The sequence below is a fragment of the Agrococcus sp. Marseille-Q4369 genome (assembly GCF_018308945.1).
GTDB lineage: Bacteria > Actinomycetota > Actinomycetes > Actinomycetales > Microbacteriaceae > Agrococcus.
Genome location: NZ_CP070501.1, coordinates 1,624,951 through 1,645,458, shown reverse-complemented (window position 1 = coordinate 1,645,458; position 20,508 = coordinate 1,624,951). Strand labels below are relative to the sequence as shown.

Genomic DNA, 20,508 nt, shown 5'->3' with positions numbered 1-20,508 from the left:
TATCTCAGTTCTCGGGGAAGCCGAGATTCAGGCCGCCGTGGCTCGGGTCGAGCCAGCGCTGCGTGATCGCCTTCTCGCGCGTGAAGAAGTCGAAGCCGGCGGCGCCGTAGGCCTTGGCGGAGCCGAACAGCGACTGCTTCCAGCCGCCGAACGAGTGGTAGGCGACGGGCACGGGGATCGGCACGTTCACCCCGACCATGCCGACCTGGATCTCGTTCTGGAACTTGCGGGCCGCGCCGCCGTCGTTCGTGAAGATCGCAGTGCCGTTGCCGAAGACGCCGGTGTTGATGAGGTCGACGCCCTCCTCGAACGACTTGATGCGCACGACCGAGAGGACCGGCCCGAAGATCTCCTCCTGGTAGGCCTTCGACGAGGTCGGCACGTTGTCGAGCAGGGTCGGGCCGAGCCAGAAGCCGTCGGCGTCGCCGTCGACCTCGATGCCGCGGCCGTCGATGACGACCTTCGCGCCGTCGGCCTCGGCGATGTCGATGTAGCCGGCGACCTTGTCGCGGTGCTGGCCGGTGATGAGCGGGCCCATGTCGGTGCCGCGGCGGCCGTCGCCGATGCGCAGGGTCGCGACGCGCTCCTGCACCTTCTCGATGAGCGCGTCCGCGATCGAGTCGATCGCGAGCACGACCGAGACGGCCATGCAGCGCTCGCCCGCCGAGCCGAAGCCGGCGTTCACGGCCGCGTCGGCGACGAGGTCGAGGTCGGCGTCGGGGAGCACCAGCATGTGGTTCTTCGCGCCGCCGAGCGCCTGCACGCGCTTGCCGTGCTTCGCCGCGGTCTCGTAGATGTACTGCGCGATCGGCGTCGAACCGACGAACGAGAGCGCCTGCACCTCGGGCGCCGTCAGCAGACCGTCGACGGCGACCTTGTCACCGTGCAGCACGTTGAAGACGCCGTCGGGGAGGCCCGCCTCCTTGAGCAGCTCGGCCATCCACATCGCGGCCGACGGGTCCTTCTCGGACGGCTTCAGCACGACGGTGTTGCCCGCCGCGATCGCGACCGGGAAGAACCACAGCGGCACCATCGCGGGGAAGTTGAAGGGGCTGATGATGCCCACGACACCGAGCGGCTGCTTGATCGAGAAGACGTCGACGCCGGTCGAGACGTTCTCCGAGTACGCGCCCTTCAGCAGGTTCGGGAACGCGGTCGCGAGCTCGACGACCTCGAGCCCGCGCGCGATCTCGCCGCCCGCATCCGAGAGCACCTTGCCGTGCTCGCTCGTGATGATCTCGGCGAGCTCGCCGCGGCGCTCGTTGAGCAGCTCGCGGAAGCGGAACATGATCGCCTGCTTGCGGGCGATCGACAGGTCGCGCCAGGCGGGGAAGGCGGCCTGGGCGGCGTCGACGGCGGCGCGCACGTCGGCGTCGTCGGCGAGCGCGACGTGCTTCGTCACGACCCCGCGGGCGGGGTCGTAGACGGGCGCGGTGCGGCCGCTGCCCGACTCGTGGGCGGCGCCGCCGATCCAGTGGTGGACGGTGGCGGTCTCGGTGGACTGCTCGGTGATGGTCATGGATGCTCCTGGTTGCGGTTGATCTGTGGGGCGGGCTTCGACACGCTCTGCGCCTTCGGCGCGGAGCGGCTCAGCCAGCGGTGGGAGAGGTCTACTCGTAGATCGCGGCGTAGAGCTGCTCGATCTCCTCGGCCGTCGGCACGCGCGGGTTGTTGTTCGGCGAGCCCGAGGCGAGCGCCTGCTGCGCCATGACGGGCACGCGCTCGTCCCACTCGGCGCGGTCGATGCCGCGCGTCGCGGGGGTCGGCACCTCGACCTCGCGGGCGAGCGTGCGCAGCTCCTGCACGAGCGCGTCGGCGGCCGCGGCGTCGGAGTCGGCGTCGGATGCGACCCCGAGCGTGCGGGCGCACGTCGCGTAGCGCTCGACCGCGTGCTCGACCGAGAAGGCGGTGATCTCGGCGAACAACATCGCGTTGGCCATGCCGTGCGCGATGTGGAAGTGGGCGCCGAGCGGCCGGCTCATGCCGTGCACGAGCGCCACCGACGCGTTCGAGAACGCCATGCCGGCGAGCGTCGCCGCGGTCATCATCTCCTCGCGCGCCTCGCGGTCGCTGCCGTCGCGGTAGGCGCGGCGCAGGTAGCGGCCGATGCGCGAGATCGCGGCGAGCGCGTACGTGTCAGAGATGGGGTTGGCCTTGCGGCTCACGTACGCCTCGATCGCGTGCGTGAGCGCGTCGATGCCGGTGTCGGCCGTGAGGCGCGGTGGCATCGAGACGGTGAGCTCGAAGTCGACGACCGCGGCCTTCGGCAGGTAGCCGGGCCCCGCGCACAGCATCTTCTCGTTCGTCTCGCTGTCGGTGATGATCGTGAACTGCGTCACCTCCGAGCCCGTGCCGGCCGTCGTGGGCACGGCGATGACCGGCAGCGCCGGCCCGACGAACTGGAACGGAGCCTTCAGCTCGCGCATGTGGCCGCCGCGCACCGCGAGCACCGAGAGCGCCTTCGCGGTGTCGATGGGGCTGCCGCCGCCGAGCGCGACGATGCTGTCGGCCTCGTGCGCGCGGATCGCCTCGAGCCCGGTCTCGAGCGAGGCGGTCGTCGGGTCGGGGATGGTGCCGTCGTAGACCGACGCCTGCAGGCCCGCCGCCGTGAGCGCATCCGCCACCCTCGCCGCGACGCCCGTCGAGACGAGGAAGCCGTCGGTGACGACGATCGGCCGCTCGGCCCCGAGGGTCTTGAGCAGCTCGCCGATGCTGTCGACGCTGCCCGCGCCGAATCGGAGGATGGGAGGGGTGTTGATGTCGATGCTCACCGGTTGCACGCCTTCGTGGTCGGACCCGTCAGAGGGGCTGGATGCGTCCAGCATCGCCTGGCACGGATGCAGGCGTCAACGACCAAGCGCGCAGGCGCGACTGCAGAAGTGCAGGGCGTCGGGCAGAATGGATGCGTGGATGCCGAGAACCTGCGATTCCTGCTCGAGGTCGCGCGAACGGGGCGCTTGCGCGACGCGGCCGCGCGCCTCGAGGTCGACGAGACGACGGTCTCGCGACGCATCAGCCGGCTCGAGCAGGAGCTCGGCGTGCGCATGTTCGACCGCGCGCCGCAGGGCTGGCGCGTCACCGACTCGGCGCGGCTGATCCTGCCCCACGCGGAGGCGGTCGAGTCGAGCGTCGCGCGGGCGCTCGAGGCGGTCGTCTCGCGGCCGGGGGAGCTGAGCGGCACGGCGCGGCTGCTCGCGCCCGACGGCTTCGGCGCGAACGTGCTTGTGCCGGGCTTGCGGCCGCTGCTCGACACGCATCCCGGCCTCTCGTTGGAAGTCATCACGGCGACGAGCCACGACCTCATCACCGCGCGCGACTTCGACGTCGCCGTCACGCTCGAGAAGCCTTCGCCGCGGGCGGCGGCGGTGCGGCACCTCGCTGACTACGAGCTGCGCGCCTACGCGTCGCGCGACTACCTCGAGCGGCGCGGCACGCCTGGCTCGGTCGACGAGCTGCGGCGCGACCACGACCTCATCTGGTACGTCGAGGCGCTGCTCGACGTCGCGCCGCTGCGGATCCTCGACGAGCTGCTGCCGCGCGGCCACGCCCGGTTGCAGACGAACAACATCACCGGCCAGCACAGCGCCGCGCGCGCCGGCCTCGGCGTCGCGATCCTGCCGACCTACATCGGCGGCGCCGACCCGGAGCTCGTCGGCGTCCTGCCCGAGGCGCTCAGCATCAGCCGCACGTACTGGCTCGTCGTGCCGCGCGACCTGACCGAGCTGCTGCGCGTGCGCGTCATCACGGAGGCGATCGACGCGCTCGTCGCCGAGCACCCGCACCTGTCCAGCTGCGCCGACTGAGAGCGAAGCGCCGGGGGCTCGGCTCGGACTCGGCTGCGAATCGGGATGACGTGGCGGTCGATCACTCCTGCTCGAAGGGCACGATTCGGTGGAACGTCTCGGTGCGAGCTGCGTCGGCGTGCGCTTCAGATGCCTGCCGTGCCGCCTCCGGTGAGCCCGAGACGATGCCGGCGATGATCGCGTCGTGCTCGGTGACGATCTCCTGCATCCTGCTCTCATGGTAGTTCGAGGCTTGGAAGCGGCGGATCGCAACGTGCACGGGCCCCAACAGTCGCTGAAGGTACGCATTGCGGGCTGCCTCGGCGAGCGCCTCGTGGAAGCGCGCGTTCCCGCGCACGAACTGGAGGCGGTCCTGCTGCTCCGCGGCTGCCCGCATCTCCTCCTGTGCCGACTGCAGTGCTCTGACGCTTCGATCCGTTGCTCGCAAGGCCGCCAACTCGGCGGCGAAGCCTTCGAGCGCCGCCCGCACCTGGTAGACCACGGCGAGGTCGTCGGGGCGCAGCTCAGTGACGCGGAGTCCGGCGCCTGTGGGGCTCTCTACGAGCCCCTCCTGGCGCAGGCGGTTCAAGGCCTCTCGCAGCGGCGTGCGTGACATCGCGAGAGCCTGGCTCAGAGCCTCTTCCCGCAGCCAGGTGCCAGGTTCGATGACTCCGTCGAGGATTGCCTCACGAACCGCGAAGACGGCTCGGTCCGCGGCGCGCGTCGGGGCAGAAGACAGGCGCAGGTACGCGGCGATATCGGCGAGAGCATCGTCTTCACTGCGCGAAAGGCTCACCATGCAACTCTAGGGCGTCGCTATCGAGACGAAGCTCGTCGCGCACCAGGCCTCCCAGAGCTTGACGAGAGCCGCATAGTCCTCCCGTTCGAAGCCTGCTGCCATCGCCATCTCGTACACGCCGTGCGCTGCGGGCATGGTGAAGACGGGCACGCCCGCATCCTGAGCCATGGCGAGTACGAGCGTCGAGTCCTTGCGTGCGGCCTCCAGGGACATGCCACCTTCGTAGTCGCCGGAGAAAGCACGCTCCGCGATGCGGTGGGTCAGCGGCCGCATGAGCCCGCCGTCGGGCGCGGTGAGGATGTCGACCAGCAACTGCGGATCAAGACCGGAGGTCTTGCTCAGCGCCAACGCTTCGCCGAGCAGCACCATGACGACGTGCGCGACAGCGTTGTTGAGGACCTTCGCCGCCATCGCACTGCCGGACTCGCCGACGATTCTGCGATTGTCCGTGACAGCGGCGAACAGCGGATCGAGTTGCTCAGCGACAGATCGGTCGCCGGCGATCAAGAGCCCTGAGGTGCCGTCGGACATCTGCTTTACGCCAGAGAGGATGGCTGAGTCGATCACGGCGATGCCTGCGTCGCGCGTCGCTCCCACAAGGTCGGCGATGTCGCTCGGGTTCACTGTGCTGGTCTCGACGATGACCGACGGCGTCGAGTCTCCCGCGGCGAGCGCTCGCGTCACCGCGAGCGAGATCGACGGCCGCGGCAGGGACAGCAAGACGACTGAGCAGGAGCGCGCGACGGCCTGCTGGTCAACCACTTCGATGCCAGCCGCGGCCGCGAGCGCCTGTCGTTCGCCGGACGGGTCTGAACCGAGCACCGTGAATGAGTCCGCAAGACGGCGGGCGAGGGCGAGCCCCATGTTGCCGAGTCCGATGACACCGATCGGGCGGTCGAGGACTGACGAGGAGATGGCCAAGATGCGGCTCCTTGCTTCGAGATCCGGTTCTGCATACAGGTTGCATCCAGAATGCACACATCCTATAGTGCCGACTATGACGGACTCTCGCAATCACGACGTGGTGACGCTTCCCGGAGGAGGCAACCTGCCTCAAGGCAGCCTTATCCATGGCGCATGGGTGCCCAATACCGGTGACCGGCGAGATGTGTTCGACCCCGCGACCGGCCAGCGTCTGGCGACAGTGCGTGAGGCGGCTGCCGAGGAGGTCGCTGCCGCGGTCGACTCGGCCAGGCGTGCGCAGTCCGGTTGGGCCGAGAGATCCGTCCACGTCCGTGAGGCGCTGCTCATCGACGCGGCGAGGGTCATCAACGAGAACGCAGACCTGCTCGCGCGCGTCGAGACCCTCGATACGGGCAAGCCCTTGAGCCAGTCGCAGACCGACGTCGCTATCGCGGAGCAGTACTTCAGGTTCTACGCCCACGCGAGTCGGCACTTCTTCGGAGAGACGATCCCGTCCGCCTCGTCGATGCAGGTGCGTACGGAGCGTGAGCCGCATGGCGTCGTGGCGCACATCACGCCCTGGAACGCGCCGCTCAGCCAGTGGAGCAGGGGCGTCGCGCCGTCACTCGCCGTCGGCAACACGGTCGTGGTCAAGCCGTCCGAGCTCGCACCGCTCTCGACGCTCCTCGTCGCTGATCTGCTCAAGGACGTGCTTCCAGCGGGGATCATGAACGTCGTCCCGGGCGACGGGTCAGTTACTGGCGCCGCACTCGCATCAAGCCCGGGGATCGATCACCTGACCTTCACAGGATCGGTCGCGACCGGGATCCGAGTCGCGCAGATGGCTGCCGCCAACGTCGTGGCGGCGAACCTCGAGCTTGGAGGGAAGTCGGCCGCGATCGTCTTCCCCGACGCGGATCTCCAGAGTGCGGCCGCTGCAGCCGCGAACGCGCTGGTACGGAACACCGGCCAATCGTGCAGTGCACTAACCCGATTCATCGTGCACAGTTCGGTCGCCGACGAGTTCGAGCGCCTGTTGGTCGACGCGACATCGTCGATGGTCATGGGTCCCGGCATCGACGACTTCCAGCTCGGGCCCCTAGTATCGGAGGCGCAGCGCGATCGGGTGGTTGGCCTTGTTCAGCGAGCCGCAGCAAGCGGAGCGGCCGTCGTGACGCACAGCGAGCTCGTGCCCACTGCGCCCGAGTTACGCGATGGCTGGTTCGTCTCGCCGACGGTGCTGACGCATGTCACGCCCGAGATGGAGGTCGCGACGACCGAGGTATTCGGTCCGGTGCAGACTGTTCTCCGATTTGACGAGGAAGCGCAGGCCGTCGCGATCGCCAACGGCACGAGCTATGGCCTGACGGCAGCTGTGTTCACGAGGGACGTCGACGTCGTCGCGCGCCTCTCACGATCGTTGCGTGCGGGTCAGGTGCAGATCAACGGATTCGTCGGAGCCGGTATGGAGATCCCGTTTGGCGGCATCAAGCATTCCGGATTCGGGCGCGAGAAGGGTTTCGAAGCGCTCTACGGCTACACGCAGGTGAAGACGATCGTCACGCACGTGGGGACTCGCGCATGAAGCATCGTTCCCTGACGCCCGGGCGAGCCACGATGCGCCCAGGGTGGCGGCCCGAACGGGTCTATGCGATCCGGTACGCGACGCGACCGACAGCCTTGCGGCACGAGCACTTCTACGGCCACGTCGAATGCGGTGATGCCTCGATGCCGATCGACTACTTCGTCTGGCTGATCGCGGGCGGTTCGGAGGCAATCCTCGTCGATGCCGGATACACGCCTGAGGTGGCAGAGCAGCGCGGAAATCGGATCCATCTGGGGTCGCCGATCGAGGCGTGCGCTGCGCTGGGGTATCCGCCGAAGTCCATAAAGAGCCTCGTCATCACGCACGCTCACTACGATCACACCGGATATCTACATGAGTTGCCTAGCGCGCGCATCCACCTTCAAGAGCGCGAACTGGCTTTCTGGACCGGACGGCACGCGCACCGGGCGATGTACCGCTCGATCGTGGATCAAGGTGACGTGCTCGAGCTCGTGCGACGCAATTTTGCAGGCTCTGTCGACCTCATCGACGGCGACGCTGATATCGCGCCAGGAGTGAGCGTTCACCTCGTCGGCGGGCACACTGCCGGCATGCAGGTCGTGCGCGTCGACGTTGAAGGGCAGCTGATCGTGCTGGCCTCGGACGCCTCCCACTTCTACGAGAACGTCGAGGCCGACAAGCCGTTCTCGATCACCCACAGCACTCCCGGGATGTTCGATGCCTTCGACAGAAGTCGAGAGCTGGCGAGCTCCCGGGATTCGGTCGGGCTCATCATCCCAGGACACGATCCCGGCGTGCGCGCCCGATTCCCAGACGTCGGCGCTGCTATCGGCATCGAGTCGCGCGTCTGGCAAATCGCCTGATCCCCTCACCAATTCCCACCATCCGAAAGGAACGGTCGATGACGACCAATACCCCCACAGCACGATCGAAGCCGAAGCTCGACATGCGAGTGACGAGCTCCAGTGTGATCGGCACGGTGATCGAGTGTTACGAGTTCTACGTGTACGGCACCATGGCCGCCCTCGTGCTCGGACGCCTCTTCTTCCCGACCGGTGACCCGATCGTGGAGTCGCTTGCGGCATTCGCAGCCTTTGCGGTCGGCTTCATCGCTCGTCCGATCGGAGCGGCGTTCTTCGGGCACTTCGGCGATCGGATCGGGCGCAAGCGGATGCTCGTGTACAGCCTGAACGGCATGGGTGGCGCGACGTTCGTCATCGGGCTCCTACCCACGTACGCCACCATCGGGTTCGCCGCTCCGGCGCTTCTTGTGCTTTGCCGCCTTATCCAGGGCTTCTCAATCGGCGGCGAGTGGGGAGGCGCGATGCTCATGTCGGTCGAGCACGCACCCGCGGAGCGCAAGAACCTGGCTGGCGCACTTGTGCAAGTCGGATCGCCCTCCGGTCTTGTGCTGGCAACCGTCGTCGTCGCGCTGGTCAGCGCGATGCCAGACGCGTCGTTCGAGGCGTGGGGATGGCGCATCCCCTTCCTGATCTCAGCGGTTCTGGTGTTCGTTGGCCTGTTCATCCGCTTGAAGACGCACGAGTCGCCTGAGTTCGCCAAGGTGCGCGAGCAGGGTGAGCAGGTCAAGGTCCCGCTGCTGGAGACCATCAAGACCGCCCCGCTCCGAGTGCTCATCGGCATCGGTCTCACTCTGGCGCCGTTCGTGTTCTTCTACTTCCTCACGACATTCCTGCTCACATTCGGAGTGAACGTGCTTCAGTTCGACAGCCAGCTGTTGCTCTGGAGCGTGGCGCTCGCCGCAGGACTCGAGATCATCACGATGCCGATCGCGGGTGCGATCGCTGACAGGTACGGACGGGACAGGGTCTTTATCGTCGGCGCGGCCGCGCTGCTAGTCATCGCGTTCCCGGTCATCTTCCTGCTGGTGACGAACCCAGGGAGTCCCCTCGTCCTCATCCTGGTCATGATCGGGGCGATGACGATCATCCACCCATTCACCTACGCCCTGCTCTCGACGATGTTCAGCGACCTGTTCCCGACCAACATCCGCTACACGGGCGTCTCGCTCGCATTCCAGTTCGGCGGTGTCGTCGGAGGGTTCACCCCGCTGATCCTGACGTCGTTCCTCACGACGGACAGCTTCGCGGTCCTGATCGCCGGCTACATGGCCGTCCTCTCCTTGCTGACGGTGGCCGCTGGTGTCGCCACGGCGCTCATCGGAGCTCGGCAGCGTCGGGAAAGGGCGACGGACGCTGCTGAGGTGCATGTCCACGTGAGTTGAAGCGGTGCTTGCGCGGAGCGTCCGGTGAGCGACGAGCGCACCGGGCGCTTCGTGCTCACCTCGCGGGTCGCACTTTCTTCGCCCGCTATCGCTCGAGCCCTCTCGTCCCTCGGCGCTGCCGTCGGCGGCAGACGGGCATCCGTCGCATCAATACGGGCGAGGGATGTGGATTTCTGTCCGCGCGTGCAGGGGGCGACGCTGCCGCTGCTTGAGGGCGATAGCGCGAACGCGCCTATGGACTCGCCGCTGCTGAGCGCGCTGAGACCGGGGGGCCACGCCAATGGGGCGGCGAGCACCGGTGCGGTCTGCGCCGAAGCGATCGAGGCGACGGTGTCGGCGCGAGCTGACCAGTATGTAGCGGGAGTGGCGGCTGGCGCACCCTGTTCTCAGCTCGGTGAATTCGTGAACGATGCCGTTACATCTCAGCAGGCATCCCGACATCGCTGGTGCGACATGGGTGCAGATATCCGGCTCTTCGCAGATGACGGTGTAGTCGGGGTCGAGCGAGCCGTCGGCGGGTAGGTGTCGAGGTCTCCCAGGATGGAGGTTCCTACGCCAGCCATCCGAGAGAGACCTCGACGTGCTCCACGCTACCTTCGCGTCCCTTGACCTGACCGCGTTCTGCGGCCTCGACGAGCTCGGGTTGGAGGCCGTCGGTCAGCGCCTCGAGCCAGATCGGGCAGTGCTGGAGTGTCGCGTGGTCGAAACCGATCCGTGGTGCCGGGCCTGTGGCGCGGAGGGCGTGCCTCGCGACACCGTGACGCGTCGGCTGGCGCACGAGCCGTTCGGACACCGGCCCGCCACGCTGCTGGTGCGGGTTCGCCGCTACCGGTGCGTCCCGTGCGGCCGGACATGGCGACAGGACACCACGGCGGCGGCGCCGGCGCGGGCGAAGCTCTCTCGCGGCGGGCTGCGCTGGGCGCTGGAAGGGATCGTCATCGACCACCTCTCCATGGCACGCGTCGCGTCCGGGCTGGGCGTGGCCTGGCACACCGCCAACAGCGCGGTGCTGGCCGAGGGCCGGCGGCTGCTGATCGACGACCCCGCGCGTCTCGACGGCGTCACCACGCTCGGCGTCGACGAGCACGTCTGGCGACACACGCGTCGCGGCGACAAATACGTGACCGTCATCATCGACCTCACCCCGATCCGCGAGAAGACCGGTCCCGCGCGGCTGCTGGACATGGTCGAGGGCCGCTCGAAGCAGGCGTTCAAGACCTGGCTCGCGGCCCGCCCGGAGACGTGGCGCGATCGCCTGACGGTGGTCGCGATGGACGGCTTCTCGGGCTTCAAGACCGCCGCCGCCGAAGAGGTGCCGGACGCCGTCGCGGTCATGGATCCGTTCCACGTCGTCCGCCTCGCCGGCGACGCGCTGGACGACTGCCGCCGGCGCGTGCAACAGCAGATCCACGGCCACCGCGGACACAAGGGCGACCCGCTCTACGGCGCCCGCCGCACCCTGCACACCGGGCTGCGCTTCCTCACCGACCGGCAAGGCGCACGACTGGATGCGCTCTTCGCCGACGAGCGGCATGCCGCGGTCGAGGTCACGTGGGAGTTCTATCAGCGGCTCGTGACCGCCTACCGCGAGCCCGACAGGACCAAGGGCAAGCAGCTGATGCAGCAGCTGATGGACAGCATCGGCTCCGGCGTCCCCAGAGCGTTGCAGGAGATCGGCAAGCTCGGCCGCACGCTCAAGCGGCGGGCCGCCGACGTGCTCGCCTACTTCGACCGGCCCGGCACGTCGAACGGCCCCACCGAGGCGATCAACGGCCGCCTCGAGCACCTCCGCGGCTCCGCCCTCGGCTTCAGGAACCTGACGAACTACATCGCCCGATCGCTACTCGAAGCGGGAGGGTTCAGGCCACTGCTACACCCTCAATTGCGATGAGCCAGTTTGCGAAAGTGCATGACCTCGTTCCGCGCCTCGACGACCGAACCCAATCGAGTTCGCAGCGTCTTGGTGTGATGGCCGGCCACCTCTGCTGGCCAAACGTTGTCGGCGCCCAGAATGCCAACAAGCGCGCCCATCGTCAGGTCATCTGCAACTGCCACCTCGCGCCCTTCAGAGTGATGGGCCGATTGGGCTGTGACTGCCAGGTTCAGTCCGAGTCGCTCCTCGGCGTCGTGAACTGCCTTGCGCAGCAGCTGCTCACATCGTTCGAGTTCGAGGAAGGGTGTGGCGATGTCGGCGAGCCTCTCACCCAAGTCGGCGACGGTGACGATGCCGGTTAGGGCGTTTGTGCCGTCCACAACAAGCGCACAACCATCACGATTGATGTAACCGATCGCGTCGGTCAATGGGTGTGACAACTCGAGCTTCCGGATCGTGTAATCGATGCATGATTCCAGGGAAGGCTCTGAAGAACGCCACGACTCGGGTTCAGTGGAGAGCGAGTTCTCCCAGCATCGGCTGACGCCCGCGCCAGTTCTGCAGTTCGACGGCGCGCGGCTGAGACAGGGTGAGCGCTGGTCGGTCGCCGCTGCCCGAGTTCGTCGGCAAGGCGCAGCAGCAGGGCTGCTTCGCGATCCTCGACCGCTCCTGCAACGCGAGTCGTCGCTGCGCGAGCCGGAGTCGCTGGCGCTCGCAAATGAGTTCGATCTGACTGGTGGCAGAATGCAGCGGACGTAGAGCCGGCAGACGCGTCTCAGGTTCGCTCCGGTCCCAACGACGACCAAGCGGCGGCGCGTGTGGCAGCGCTCTCGCGCTACAAGAGGCGCAAGAGTTCGCAGCCGACTTCCTGAAGCGAATCATGCGGCTGAAAGGCGTGGGGAGCGACCGATCGCACTTCCTCAGCCGCTCGGCACGCTCAGCACGGCTCGGTTCGGCTCTCGAGGGAGTCCTCGTGCATAAACTGAGGCAATGATCGACCAGACTGCTACGAAGCGGCCGATCGCTGATCAGATGTACGACGTGCTGCTGCACCAGTTCATGTCTGGACAGCGCAGCGCGGGCCAGAGCCTCAACATCGGTGCGCTCTCGCGAGAGCTCGACGTCAGCCAGACCCCCTTGCGGGAGGCGCTGGCGCGACTCGAGCACACGGGCCTCGTGGAGCGCGAAGCATTGCGCGGCTATCGCGTGGCACCGATGATGACCCGCCTGGAGATCCAGCAACTGCTGGAAGCCCGGCTGCTGCTCGAGCCTCATCTTGCCGAGCAGGCTGCGGCTCGTGCGACGCCCGAATTCCTCGCGCAGCTGCAGGAGACGGTCGACGCCTTCGAGGAGTCCGCCGAACAGGCTGATTTCGAGACCGAAGGCTTCGACCTCTACTGGCGCTCGGACGACCGCTTCCACATGCTCATCGCCAACCAGGCGGGGAACAGCTTCCTCGCCATGGCGTACGCGGCGCTGGGGGGCCAGATCCAACGGTTCCGACTGTTCTCGAAGTTCGGGCGCACGGGTGCGAAGCACGCAGCCCCTGAGCACAAGGCCATCTATGCCGCCATCGCAGCTGGCGACGGCCCCGGTGCGGCTGAGGCGATGAGCGCCCACGTCACGGGAGCGACCCAGCGCCTGCTCGGTTGAGCGGATCGCGCCTTGCCAGGCCGACGAGAATCAAATACTATAGTCAGTACTATTGTTGCTGGACAGCGAGGACGAGGAGGCGAAGATGCCGAGTCGCACCCCGACCGCACCGCAGCCTTCCCTGCCGCGATACACCGCGCATCCGCTGGTTCAAGGTTTCCCCGGCAAGTCGGCCTCGCACGGCGCGTTCGGCTGGAGCAGCCTCTGGCTGCTTGACGACGGTCAGCGTCGGGTGCTCGTCGACGCCGGTCAACCCGCGTACATCCCACTCATTCACGAGGGGCTGGGGCGACTCGGGCTCACGCCGTCGGATGTCACCGACGTGGTCCTCACGCACATGCATTGGGACCATGTCGCGAATTTCACGATGTTCACTGAGGCGACGACGTGGGTAGGGGAGCAGGAGCTGACCTGGGCAGCCGATCAGCCGGCAGGCACGAAGTTCATCCCCGATCTGCACGTGCAGGAACTGCTGCGCCGGACGGCCGGCGTCGAGCAGATCTCGGGCGAACGGGAGATCCTGCCTGGCATCCACGCGATCGCCAGCCCCGGTCATACCCCGCACCACTTGGCGTTCTACGTGGAGGCGGCTGCAGACGGCTTGGTCTTCGCAGGCGACTCGGTGAAGAACATCTATGAGCTCGCGACCAAGCGCGTTGACTTCACGATGGATGCCGAGCAGAGCGAACGAACCATCGACCGGTTGCGATCACTGCTCTCCGACACCGCCGCAGCGCTGGTGCCCGGTCACGACGTGAGCCTCGCGCTGACCGACGGTGAGGCGCGACGTCTGCACGAGCAGCACGCCGAGATCGGGTTCTTCGCCGACGGCGTGCACGGCGAACGAGATCGCAGCATCGGCTGAGCCGACTGCCAGGAAGGAATGACGATGACGACAGTGCTGTACACCGGCGGGACCGGTCGCATGGGAAGCGTGATCCGCGAGGGGCTCCAGGGGCGCTACGACCGCGTCGTGCTGTTCGCGCGCCGAGCACCCGAGCAGCTGTTCCCTGCCGAAGAGGTCGTGCTCGGCGATCTCGCTGATCTCGACCGGCTTACCGAGGCGGCGCAGGGCGTCGATGTGATCGTGCACTTCGGCGGGGTCGCCGACGAGGCCTCCTACGAGGACATCCGCACTGCGAACATCGACGGCACGTACTCGGTGTACGAGGCTGCTCGGCGTGCGGGCGTGCGACGCGTCGTCTACGCGAGCTCCAACCACATCATCGGCTTCCATCCCTCGTCGGAGGTGCTCGACGAGACGGCGCCGCTGCGCCCGGACACCTACTACGGAGTCTCGAAGGCGTTCGGCGAGGCGCTCGCGAGCCTGTACCACGACAAGTGGGGCGTCGAATCGGTGCTGCTCCGCATCGGCACTTTCCGTCCGAAGCCGGAGGATCAGCGTCAGCTCGCCCTCTGGCTCAGCTGGGCCGACGGCATCGAGCTCGTGCGCTGCTCGATCGAGAGCGGTCCTGTCGGCTGCCAGGTCGTCTATGGCACCTCTGCCAACAGCGAGCAGTGGTGGAACGCCGCGGCCGGCTGGGCAGCCATCGGCTACGAGCCGAAGGACGACGCCGCCGATTACGCCGACAACGTGGATCTGTCGGTACCGGCACCGACGCTGCACGGCGGCGGATTCGCAGCCGCAGACTACCGAGGAGGCATTTGGTGAGCACCGCTGACGTCCTGATCACCACCGCGTTCCTGCAGCCCGGCGACGAGGTCGACCAGATGCTGCGCGATGCCGGCTACACCACGCGCCACGAGCCGAACATTGCCGAGCTCTCCCCCGAAGCTCGCGCGGAGCTGCTCGGTGGAGTCCGCGCGATCATCGCGGGGACCAAGCCGCTCGGGGCGGAGGAACTCGCGCTCGCGCCGCGGCTCGAGCTCATCGTGCGCACCGGCGTCGGCTACGACAGCGTCGACGTCGAAACCGCTGGCGCGCGCGGCATCCCTGTCTGCGTCACGGCAGGCGCCAACCGCCAGGCAGTCGCCGAGCACGTCTTCGCGCTCATGCTCGCCGTCGCCCGCCGCGTACCCGAGAACATCGCCAACCTTGCGGTCGGCTCCTGGCAGCAGCTCACAGGCAGGGAGCTCCGCGGCGCGACGCTCGGGATTCTCGGCCTCGGCTCGATCGGCAAGGCCGTGACGGGCATCGCCAAGGGGTTCGGGATGCACGTCGTCGCGTACGATCCATACTTCGACGGCGAGTTCGCCGCAGCCCACGACGTGCGTCGCGCCGAGCTGGATGAGGTGCTGCGCCAGTCGGATTTCGTCACGCTCCACCTGTTCCTCGATGAGTCGACGCGCAACCTCATCGATGCGGAGCGTCTGCGTCTGATGAAGTCCGATGCCGTGCTCGTCAACACCGCGCGCGGCGGCATCGTCGACGAGGAAGCGCTGGTCGAAGCCGTTCGTAGCGGCGTCATCGGAGGGGCGGCGCTCGACGTCTTCGCCGACGAGCCCCTCCCCGCCGACAGTGCTCTCCTGCACACCCCGGGAATCCTCGCGACCACGCACGTCGCGGGAGCGACTCGCGAGGCACGTGGGGAGTCCGGCCGGATGGCAGCCCGGAACGTCATCGCCGTGCTCGGCGGCGACGAGCCGCAGTTCGTCGTCAACGGCGATTTCCGGAAGGTGCCGGCGTGATCATCTCGACGGGCGGAGGCGAGATCAAGCTCGCCGCCAACCTGAAGTGGCTGTTCACCGAGGTGTCGCTCGAGCAGCGGTTCGACGCGGCGGCGAAGGCCGGGTTCATCGGGGTGGAGCTGCCTTCGCCCTACGAGCTCCCCGCCGCGCGCGTGCGCGAGCTGCTCGATGCCGCCGGCGTGCAGCAGGTGCTCATCAACACCCCGCCGGGTGAACCCGGCTCGCCGACCGCGACCGGCGCGGCGGCTGTGCCCGGCGCGCGCGAGGAGTTCCGCGAGGGCGTGCTGCGAGCCCTCGAGTACGCGACGGTGCTCGAAGCGCCGAGCGTCCATGTCATGGCGGGCGTTCGGCCGGCGGGCACCGACGCGGCGCTCTCCTTCGCGACCTATGTCGACAACATCGCGTGGGCAGCTGAGCGCGCGAGGTCGTCGGGCGTCCGAATCGTGCTCGAAGCCATCAACAAGCGCGACCAGCCCGACTACGGGCTTGAGTCGATGGAGGCCGCCGCTGCAGTCGCCAGCGCGGTCGACCCGACCACCGTCGGCGTGCTCTTCGACTGCTACCACGCGCAGGTCGACCGCGGGAACCTCATCGAGCGGTTCGAGCGGCTGGTGCCGCAGATCGGCCACGTCCAGATCGCGGACAACCCGGGCCGCGGCGAGCCCGGCACCGGCGAGATTGCGTACGAGCGCGTCCTGACGCGCATCGCCGAGAGCTCTTACGAGGGCTGGGTCGGCTGCGAGTACGGCCCGGTCGACGGAACCGTCCCGGGACTCAGCTGGACAGAGAGGCTGCACCCATGACTGACCGCAAGTTCGCGCTCATCAGCGCCACACCGCTCGCCATCGCGCCAGCGGCGGCTGCAATCGCCGAGACGTTTCCGGATGCCACGGTGTGGAACCTGCTCGACGACCGTCTGCTCGCCGACGCACAGGCCGAGGGCAGCATCACCGAGCCGCTCGCAGCCCGTATGGATCAGCTCATCGAATCCGCCCTCGGAGGCGGAGCCGACGGCGTGATCCTGACCTGCTCGCAGTACGGCCAGCGCGCGCTCGTGCGAGATGCGAGCGCCGATGGCGTTGCCGTGCTCTCCGCTGACGGTCCACTCTTCGACGAGGTCGTCGCCCTCGCTCCCCACCGCCTGCTGCTCGTCGCCTCCCTCGAGTCGGCGGCCACTGACAGCGGCGAGCGTCTGCGCGCAGCGATCGCCGCCGCAGCCGGTTCGACCGAGATCGAGACGCTCGTCGTACCCGCGGCGGCGAACCCGTTGACGACGGATGCGTTGGTCGCGGCCCTCGAGGGCGCCATCGCCGAGGCAGGCGGTCACCACGACGCGATCGTGCTGGCGCAGTACTCGCTCGCACCGGCAGCGCCCGCGCTCGCCGAACGCTTCGGGGTCGTCCTCGATGGCCCCGCGGCGGCAGCCCGACGACTGCGCGCGACGCTGGAGGCTGAAGCATGATCGGCGTCATCGCCGACGATGTCACCGGCGCGACCGATGTTGCGGCGGCACTGCGTCGGGCTGGGCTCCGCACGGTGCTGGCGCTGCGATCTGAGATCGACAGAGCATCCGTCGACGCCGACGCCGTGGTGATCGGCCTGAAGACTCGCTCAATCCCCGCACCAGAGGCGATCGACCAGAGCCTCGTCGCGCTCGGCACCCTCCAGCGCCTCGGCGCCTCGCGGATCTACTTCAAGTACTGCTCGACCTTCGACTCGACCGCCGAGGGCAACATCGGCCAGGTCACGGAGGCGCTGGCCGAGGCGCTGGGCGCAGACATCGTCGTGACGACTCCCGCGGCTCCCGTGCACGGCCGGACGGTCTATCGCGGATACCTGTTCGTCGGCGACGTGCTGCTGCACGAGACGCACATGCGTGACCATCCGATCACGCCGATGAGGGACGCGTCGCTGCTGCGTCTGCTCGGGGCGCAGGTCTCGGACCGTACCGCCGTCGTGCCGCTCGAGACGATCCGTGACGGCGACGCGGCCGTGCGCACGGCGATCGATGAGGCTGCCGCAGCGGGCACTCGTCACTTGATCGTCGACGCCACGAGCGAGGGGGACCTCGACGTCGTGGCCGCCGCGCTCGGTGGCGCGCCGCTGGTGGCCGGGTCAGCTGGACTCGTCGGCGCCCTTGCCCGTCGCATCGGCGCCGACTCTGAGACGCCGGCTGGCCCTCCGGCCGGACGCACCGCGCTCATCGCCGGTAGCTGTTCCGAGCGCACGCTCGAGCAGATCGCACGATTCCGCGACGCGGGTCACCCCGCGCATCGCATCGTCGCAGCGCCCGGCGACACCGCCGCATCGCTCGCGTCGGATGCGATCGCATGGTGGGATCGGCAGTCTGAGGACGCATCCGCACTGCTCTACTCGTCGAGCGCTTCGACAGAGCGTGACGTCCGCATCCCGAACGCCGGCGCGCTCTACGAAGAGACGGCCGGCATCATCGCCGCCGAGCTGGCCGACCGTGGCGTCGAGCGGATGCTCATCGCGGGCGGCGAGACGTCGGGCGCCGTCGTCGAGGCACTCGGCATGGAGAGCGCGATCGTCGGCCCTGAGGCTGCGACGGGTGCGCCCTGGATCCGTGACAGTGAGCGGGATCTGCACCTGGTGCTCAAGTCGGGCAACTTCGGCGACCCGGACTTATTCGTCGACGTGGCAGGGGCGGGGGCGACGCGATGACCGAGACACCCCGCGCGGCGATGGCCCGAGTCGCTCGAACCATCGATGAGAAGCGGCTGACGCACGGCCGCACGGGGAACCTCGCTGTGCGCGACGGCGATCGCACTCTCGTGACGCCGACCGGCGTGCGGCTGCGCGAGGTGGATCCTTCGCAGCTCTCCGTGCTCGATGCAGATGGTCGGCACGTGGACGGTCCGCGACCGACGAAGGAGGCGTTCCTGCACGCGGCGATGCTGCGCGCGCGTCCGGAGCTGCGCGCCGTGGTGCACACGCATTCCCCATTCTCTGCCGCCGTCTCCTGCCTCGACGGTCTCGATCCCGAGGAGCCTCTGCCGCCGCTGACCGCCTACTTCGGCATGCGCGTAGGCCGGTTGCGACTGCTGCCCTACATCGCTCCTGGCGATGTGAGTGCGGCGGACTCCATCGCCGATGCTGCTCGCACTCATCAAGCCCTGCTGCTGCGCAACCACGGTCCCGTCGTCGCAGGTGCCGACCTCGATGCCGCGCTCGACGCGCTCGAAGAGCTCGAGCATGCAGCGCAGATCTTCTTCGTCACGCAGGGCCTCCGGACCGCGCCGCTCACTGCGGCGCAGCTCGCGGCGCTCTCGGCCTAGCCAGGAAGCAGGAGCCTCATGATCACCCTCTACAGCGGCCTCGTCGTCAAGCAGCCATTGCTCGAGACCCTCATCCCTGCGTTCGAGGCATACGGAGGAACGGTGGAGACGGTCTTCGAACCGACCACGGTCATTCTCGAGCGAGTCGCCGCAGGGGAACGGCCCGATCTCGTGCTCGGCGTCGCCGAGTCCATCCGTGACCTGGCCGACCAGGGCGTCCTGACCCACGCGTCGGTGGAGGAGCTCGCTGTGTCGGCGGTCGGGTATGCGCGGCTGCCCGAGTCCGCCAGCCCGGCCGACGCCTCTGCCGACGCGTTCATCGAATACCTGCGGGACGTTGCTGTCGCCTACTCGCTCTCGGGTGCGAGCGGCCTGCATCTCCAGAAGGTGCTGGGGGATCGGGGTGTGCTCGAGAAGATCGACGAGAGGGCAGTCCGCTTCCCCGCGGGGTTGACTGCCGAGGCTGTCGTCGATGGCCGCGCCGATGTGGCGATCCAGCAGATGAGCGAACTGCGGTCCGTGACAGGACCGCACATCGTCGAGCCCCTTCCTCATGATCTGCAGTCGTACGGCCGCTTCGCGATCGGCAGCCGGCCGGATGCACCGGCCGATGCTGACCGCTTCCGCCGACTGCTGCAGAGCGACGCCGCGACCGCGGCGTTCGAGGCCGTCGGCCTCAGCCGCCCCTAACCCTCACTGGAACGAAAGGATTGACAGATGCGCAAAGTGATCGTGGATACCGATACCGGAGTCGATGACGCGCTGGCGTTGATGATCCTGGCCGCCGACCCTGACGTCGAGATCCTCGCGGTCGTGAGCGTCTTCGGAAACTGCCACGGCGACAGGGCGGCCGACAACGCACGGTACGTGCTGGACACCTGCGGCCGCCAGGACGTGCCCGTCTACCGCGGCTCGGATGAGCCGCTCCGTCAGGCGATCGAGCTCTCCTCCGGGGTGCACGGTGACGACGGCTTCGGCAACACCGGCCTGCGGCCAGAGACCTCGGTGCCCGCGGAGCCCAGTGGCATTCCGATCATCCTCGACCTCGTGCGGCAGCATCCGGGCGAGGTCGACTACCTCGCGCTCGGGCCGCAGACCAACCTGGCTCGTGCGCTGGAGCTCGAACCTGATCTGCTGCGACGACTGCGTTCGACGACGATCGTCGGGACGCTCGGTCCCGCGCTCTGGAACGACACCGAGCCGTGGGCTGACCGCCGTTTCCGAGTCTCGCGAGACCCGAACGTCTCCTTCGACATCGACGCGGCGGAGATCGTCGCGAGTCACGAAGGCGATGTGACATGGTGCGGTCCATATGTCACTCGGCAGGCACTGGTACCTGAGCAATTCTTCCTCGACATCGCAGGGTCGACCGGCTATGCACCGGCGGAGCTGATCACCAAGATCAGTCACGACTACGCCGGCTTCTACTCGCGCTCGTACGGACGAGAGGACGCGCGCGTCATGGGCATCAACGACAGCCTTGCTGTCGCCACCCTCCTGCGGCCCGACCTGGTCGCGGCCTCAGTGCAGCGCCCGCTGCAGACGTTCACGGACGAAGCGACCGATACCCGGTATCTCGCTGGCGTACACCCCTCGCCCGGTGAGACCCGTCCCCTCCATCGAGTGATCATGGACATGGACTTCTCCCGCGTGCTCGAGCTCATCGAGGACACGTTGCGGAGGCCCTTGCCTTGGCCGGCGGAGCCCACGGCCTAGCCTCCCGCAGGCTTCCAAGCGC

The 20,508-nt window shown here is 68.0% G+C and carries 21 protein-coding genes; 16 read left to right on the top strand and 5 right to left on the bottom strand.

Going from position 1 to position 20,508, the window contains the following annotated elements:
* Positions 1-4 precede the first annotated feature (4 nt).
* Both JSQ78_RS08245 and JSQ78_RS08240 read right to left on the bottom strand, forming a co-directional pair.
* Positions 5-1,519, bottom strand: a complete 1,515-nt coding sequence (locus JSQ78_RS08245) for a CoA-acylating methylmalonate-semialdehyde dehydrogenase (protein WP_211446937.1) — start codon at positions 1,517-1,519, stop codon at positions 5-7.
* A 91-nt stretch (positions 1,520-1,610) separates the two neighbouring features.
* On the bottom strand, positions 1,611-2,771 hold the full coding sequence (locus JSQ78_RS08240; RefSeq protein ID WP_249295560.1) for an iron-containing alcohol dehydrogenase: 1,161 nt from the start codon (positions 2,769-2,771) through the stop codon (positions 1,611-1,613).
* Positions 2,772-2,906: 135 nt separating this feature from the next.
* On the opposite strand from JSQ78_RS08240, the gene JSQ78_RS08235 reads away from it, so the two are divergent.
* On the top strand, positions 2,907-3,803 hold the full coding sequence (locus JSQ78_RS08235) for a LysR family transcriptional regulator (RefSeq protein ID WP_211446935.1): 897 nt from the start codon (positions 2,907-2,909) through the stop codon (positions 3,801-3,803).
* Positions 3,804-3,864: 61 nt separating this feature from the next.
* On the opposite strand, the gene JSQ78_RS08230 is transcribed toward JSQ78_RS08235, so the two are convergent.
* Positions 3,865-4,578: a GntR family transcriptional regulator gene (locus JSQ78_RS08230; protein ID WP_211446934.1), complete on the bottom strand. Its 714-nt coding sequence runs from the start codon at positions 4,576-4,578 to the stop codon at positions 3,865-3,867.
* 9 nt (positions 4,579-4,587) lie between these two features.
* Positions 4,588-5,502 (bottom strand): NAD(P)-dependent oxidoreductase, encoded by a 915-nt coding sequence (locus tag JSQ78_RS08225; RefSeq protein ID WP_211446933.1) that lies wholly within the window; start codon positions 5,500-5,502, stop codon positions 4,588-4,590.
* 76 nt (positions 5,503-5,578) lie between these two features.
* Between JSQ78_RS08225 and JSQ78_RS08220 the strand changes: the two genes are divergently transcribed.
* The 4 genes from JSQ78_RS08220 (at position 5,579) to JSQ78_RS08205 (ending at position 11,187) form a co-directional block, all read left to right on the top strand.
* Positions 5,579-7,069: an aldehyde dehydrogenase family protein gene (locus JSQ78_RS08220; protein WP_211446932.1), complete on the top strand. Its 1,491-nt coding sequence runs from the start codon at positions 5,579-5,581 to the stop codon at positions 7,067-7,069.
* Between the two features lie 143 nt (positions 7,070-7,212).
* Entirely contained in the window at positions 7,213-7,914 is a 702-nt protein-coding gene (locus JSQ78_RS08215; RefSeq protein WP_211446931.1) for an N-acyl homoserine lactonase family protein, read from the top strand.
* Positions 7,915-7,952: 38 nt separating this feature from the next.
* Positions 7,953-9,296: an MFS transporter gene (locus JSQ78_RS08210; RefSeq protein WP_211446929.1), complete on the top strand. Its 1,344-nt coding sequence runs from the start codon at positions 7,953-7,955 to the stop codon at positions 9,294-9,296.
* Between the two features lie 580 nt (positions 9,297-9,876).
* On the top strand, positions 9,877-11,187 hold the full coding sequence (locus JSQ78_RS08205; RefSeq protein ID WP_211446928.1) for an ISL3 family transposase: 1,311 nt from the start codon (positions 9,877-9,879) through the stop codon (positions 11,185-11,187).
* Here JSQ78_RS08205 and JSQ78_RS08200 read toward each other — a convergent pair.
* Positions 11,175-11,597 carry a hypothetical protein gene (locus JSQ78_RS08200; RefSeq protein WP_211446927.1) on the bottom strand — a complete coding sequence of 141 codons (423 nt, stop codon included), beginning with the start codon at positions 11,595-11,597 and terminating at the stop codon, positions 11,175-11,177. The two genes, JSQ78_RS08205 and JSQ78_RS08200, sit on opposite strands and share 13 nt — an antisense overlap.
* Positions 11,598-11,634: 37 nt before the next feature.
* Between JSQ78_RS08200 and JSQ78_RS08195 the strand changes: the two genes are divergently transcribed.
* From JSQ78_RS08195 to JSQ78_RS08145, 11 genes are all read left to right on the top strand, one after another.
* Complete coding sequence (locus JSQ78_RS08195; RefSeq protein WP_211446926.1) at positions 11,635-11,928, top strand: hypothetical protein; 294 nt, start codon at positions 11,635-11,637, stop codon at positions 11,926-11,928.
* A gap of 231 nt (positions 11,929-12,159) precedes the next feature.
* Positions 12,160-12,822 (top strand): GntR family transcriptional regulator, encoded by a 663-nt coding sequence (locus JSQ78_RS08190; RefSeq protein WP_249295559.1) that lies wholly within the window; start codon positions 12,160-12,162, stop codon positions 12,820-12,822.
* 55 nt (positions 12,823-12,877) lie between these two features.
* Complete coding sequence (locus JSQ78_RS08185) at positions 12,878-13,687, top strand: MBL fold metallo-hydrolase (RefSeq protein WP_249295555.1); 810 nt, start codon at positions 12,878-12,880, stop codon at positions 13,685-13,687.
* A gap of 24 nt (positions 13,688-13,711) precedes the next feature.
* Positions 13,712-14,494 carry an NAD-dependent epimerase/dehydratase family protein gene (locus JSQ78_RS08180; protein ID WP_211446925.1) on the top strand — a complete coding sequence of 261 codons (783 nt, stop codon included), beginning with the start codon at positions 13,712-13,714 and terminating at the stop codon, positions 14,492-14,494.
* Positions 14,491-15,471 carry a phosphoglycerate dehydrogenase gene (locus JSQ78_RS08175; RefSeq protein ID WP_249296022.1) on the top strand — a complete coding sequence of 327 codons (981 nt, stop codon included), beginning with the start codon at positions 14,491-14,493 and terminating at the stop codon, positions 15,469-15,471. Before JSQ78_RS08180 ends, JSQ78_RS08175 begins: the two co-directional genes overlap by 4 nt.
* Positions 15,468-16,274, top strand: coding sequence for a hydroxypyruvate isomerase family protein (locus JSQ78_RS08170; protein ID WP_211446924.1), 807 nt, complete (start codon positions 15,468-15,470; stop codon positions 16,272-16,274). The genes JSQ78_RS08175 and JSQ78_RS08170 overlap by 4 nt, the downstream gene beginning before the upstream one ends.
* Complete coding sequence (locus JSQ78_RS08165; protein WP_211446923.1) at positions 16,271-16,933, top strand: hypothetical protein; 663 nt, start codon at positions 16,271-16,273, stop codon at positions 16,931-16,933. Before JSQ78_RS08170 ends, JSQ78_RS08165 begins: the two co-directional genes overlap by 4 nt.
* Entirely contained in the window at positions 16,930-18,156 is a 1,227-nt protein-coding gene (gene otnK, locus JSQ78_RS08160) for a 3-oxo-tetronate kinase (RefSeq protein WP_211446922.1), read from the top strand. The genes JSQ78_RS08165 and otnK overlap by 4 nt, the downstream gene beginning before the upstream one ends.
* Complete coding sequence (locus JSQ78_RS08155) at positions 18,153-18,770, top strand: class II aldolase/adducin family protein (RefSeq protein ID WP_211446920.1); 618 nt, start codon at positions 18,153-18,155, stop codon at positions 18,768-18,770. The genes otnK and JSQ78_RS08155 overlap by 4 nt, the downstream gene beginning before the upstream one ends.
* Positions 18,771-18,788: 18 nt before the next feature.
* Positions 18,789-19,460 carry a substrate-binding domain-containing protein gene (locus JSQ78_RS08150; RefSeq protein WP_211446919.1) on the top strand — a complete coding sequence of 224 codons (672 nt, stop codon included), beginning with the start codon at positions 18,789-18,791 and terminating at the stop codon, positions 19,458-19,460.
* Between the two features lie 27 nt (positions 19,461-19,487).
* On the top strand, positions 19,488-20,486 hold the full coding sequence (locus JSQ78_RS08145; protein WP_211446917.1) for a nucleoside hydrolase: 999 nt from the start codon (positions 19,488-19,490) through the stop codon (positions 20,484-20,486).
* Positions 20,487-20,508: the final 22 nt, after the last annotated feature.

Excerpts from the sequence above, each read along its gene's own strand:
- JSQ78_RS08245 (WP_211446937.1), bottom strand. The coding sequence starts at position 1,519 with ATGACCATCACCGAGCAGTCCACCGAGACCGCCACCGTCCACCACTGG.
- JSQ78_RS08220 (WP_211446932.1), top strand. The coding sequence starts at position 5,579 with ATGACGGACTCTCGCAATCACGACGTGGTGACGCTTCCCGGAGGAGGC.
- JSQ78_RS08215 (WP_211446931.1), top strand. The coding sequence starts at position 7,213 with ATGCCGATCGACTACTTCGTCTGGCTGATCGCGGGCGGTTCGGAGGCA.
- JSQ78_RS08210 (WP_211446929.1), top strand. The coding sequence starts at position 7,953 with ATGACGACCAATACCCCCACAGCACGATCGAAGCCGAAGCTCGACATG.
- JSQ78_RS08195 (WP_211446926.1), top strand. The coding sequence starts at position 11,635 with ATGCATGATTCCAGGGAAGGCTCTGAAGAACGCCACGACTCGGGTTCA.
- JSQ78_RS08190 (WP_249295559.1), top strand. The coding sequence starts at position 12,160 with ATGATCGACCAGACTGCTACGAAGCGGCCGATCGCTGATCAGATGTAC.
- JSQ78_RS08180 (WP_211446925.1), top strand. The coding sequence starts at position 13,712 with ATGACGACAGTGCTGTACACCGGCGGGACCGGTCGCATGGGAAGCGTG.
- JSQ78_RS08165 (WP_211446923.1), top strand. The coding sequence starts at position 16,271 with ATGACTGACCGCAAGTTCGCGCTCATCAGCGCCACACCGCTCGCCATC.
- otnK (WP_211446922.1), top strand. The coding sequence starts at position 16,930 with ATGATCGGCGTCATCGCCGACGATGTCACCGGCGCGACCGATGTTGCG.
- JSQ78_RS08155 (WP_211446920.1), top strand. The coding sequence starts at position 18,153 with ATGACCGAGACACCCCGCGCGGCGATGGCCCGAGTCGCTCGAACCATC.
- JSQ78_RS08150 (WP_211446919.1), top strand. The coding sequence starts at position 18,789 with ATGATCACCCTCTACAGCGGCCTCGTCGTCAAGCAGCCATTGCTCGAG.
- JSQ78_RS08145 (WP_211446917.1), top strand. The coding sequence starts at position 19,488 with ATGCGCAAAGTGATCGTGGATACCGATACCGGAGTCGATGACGCGCTG.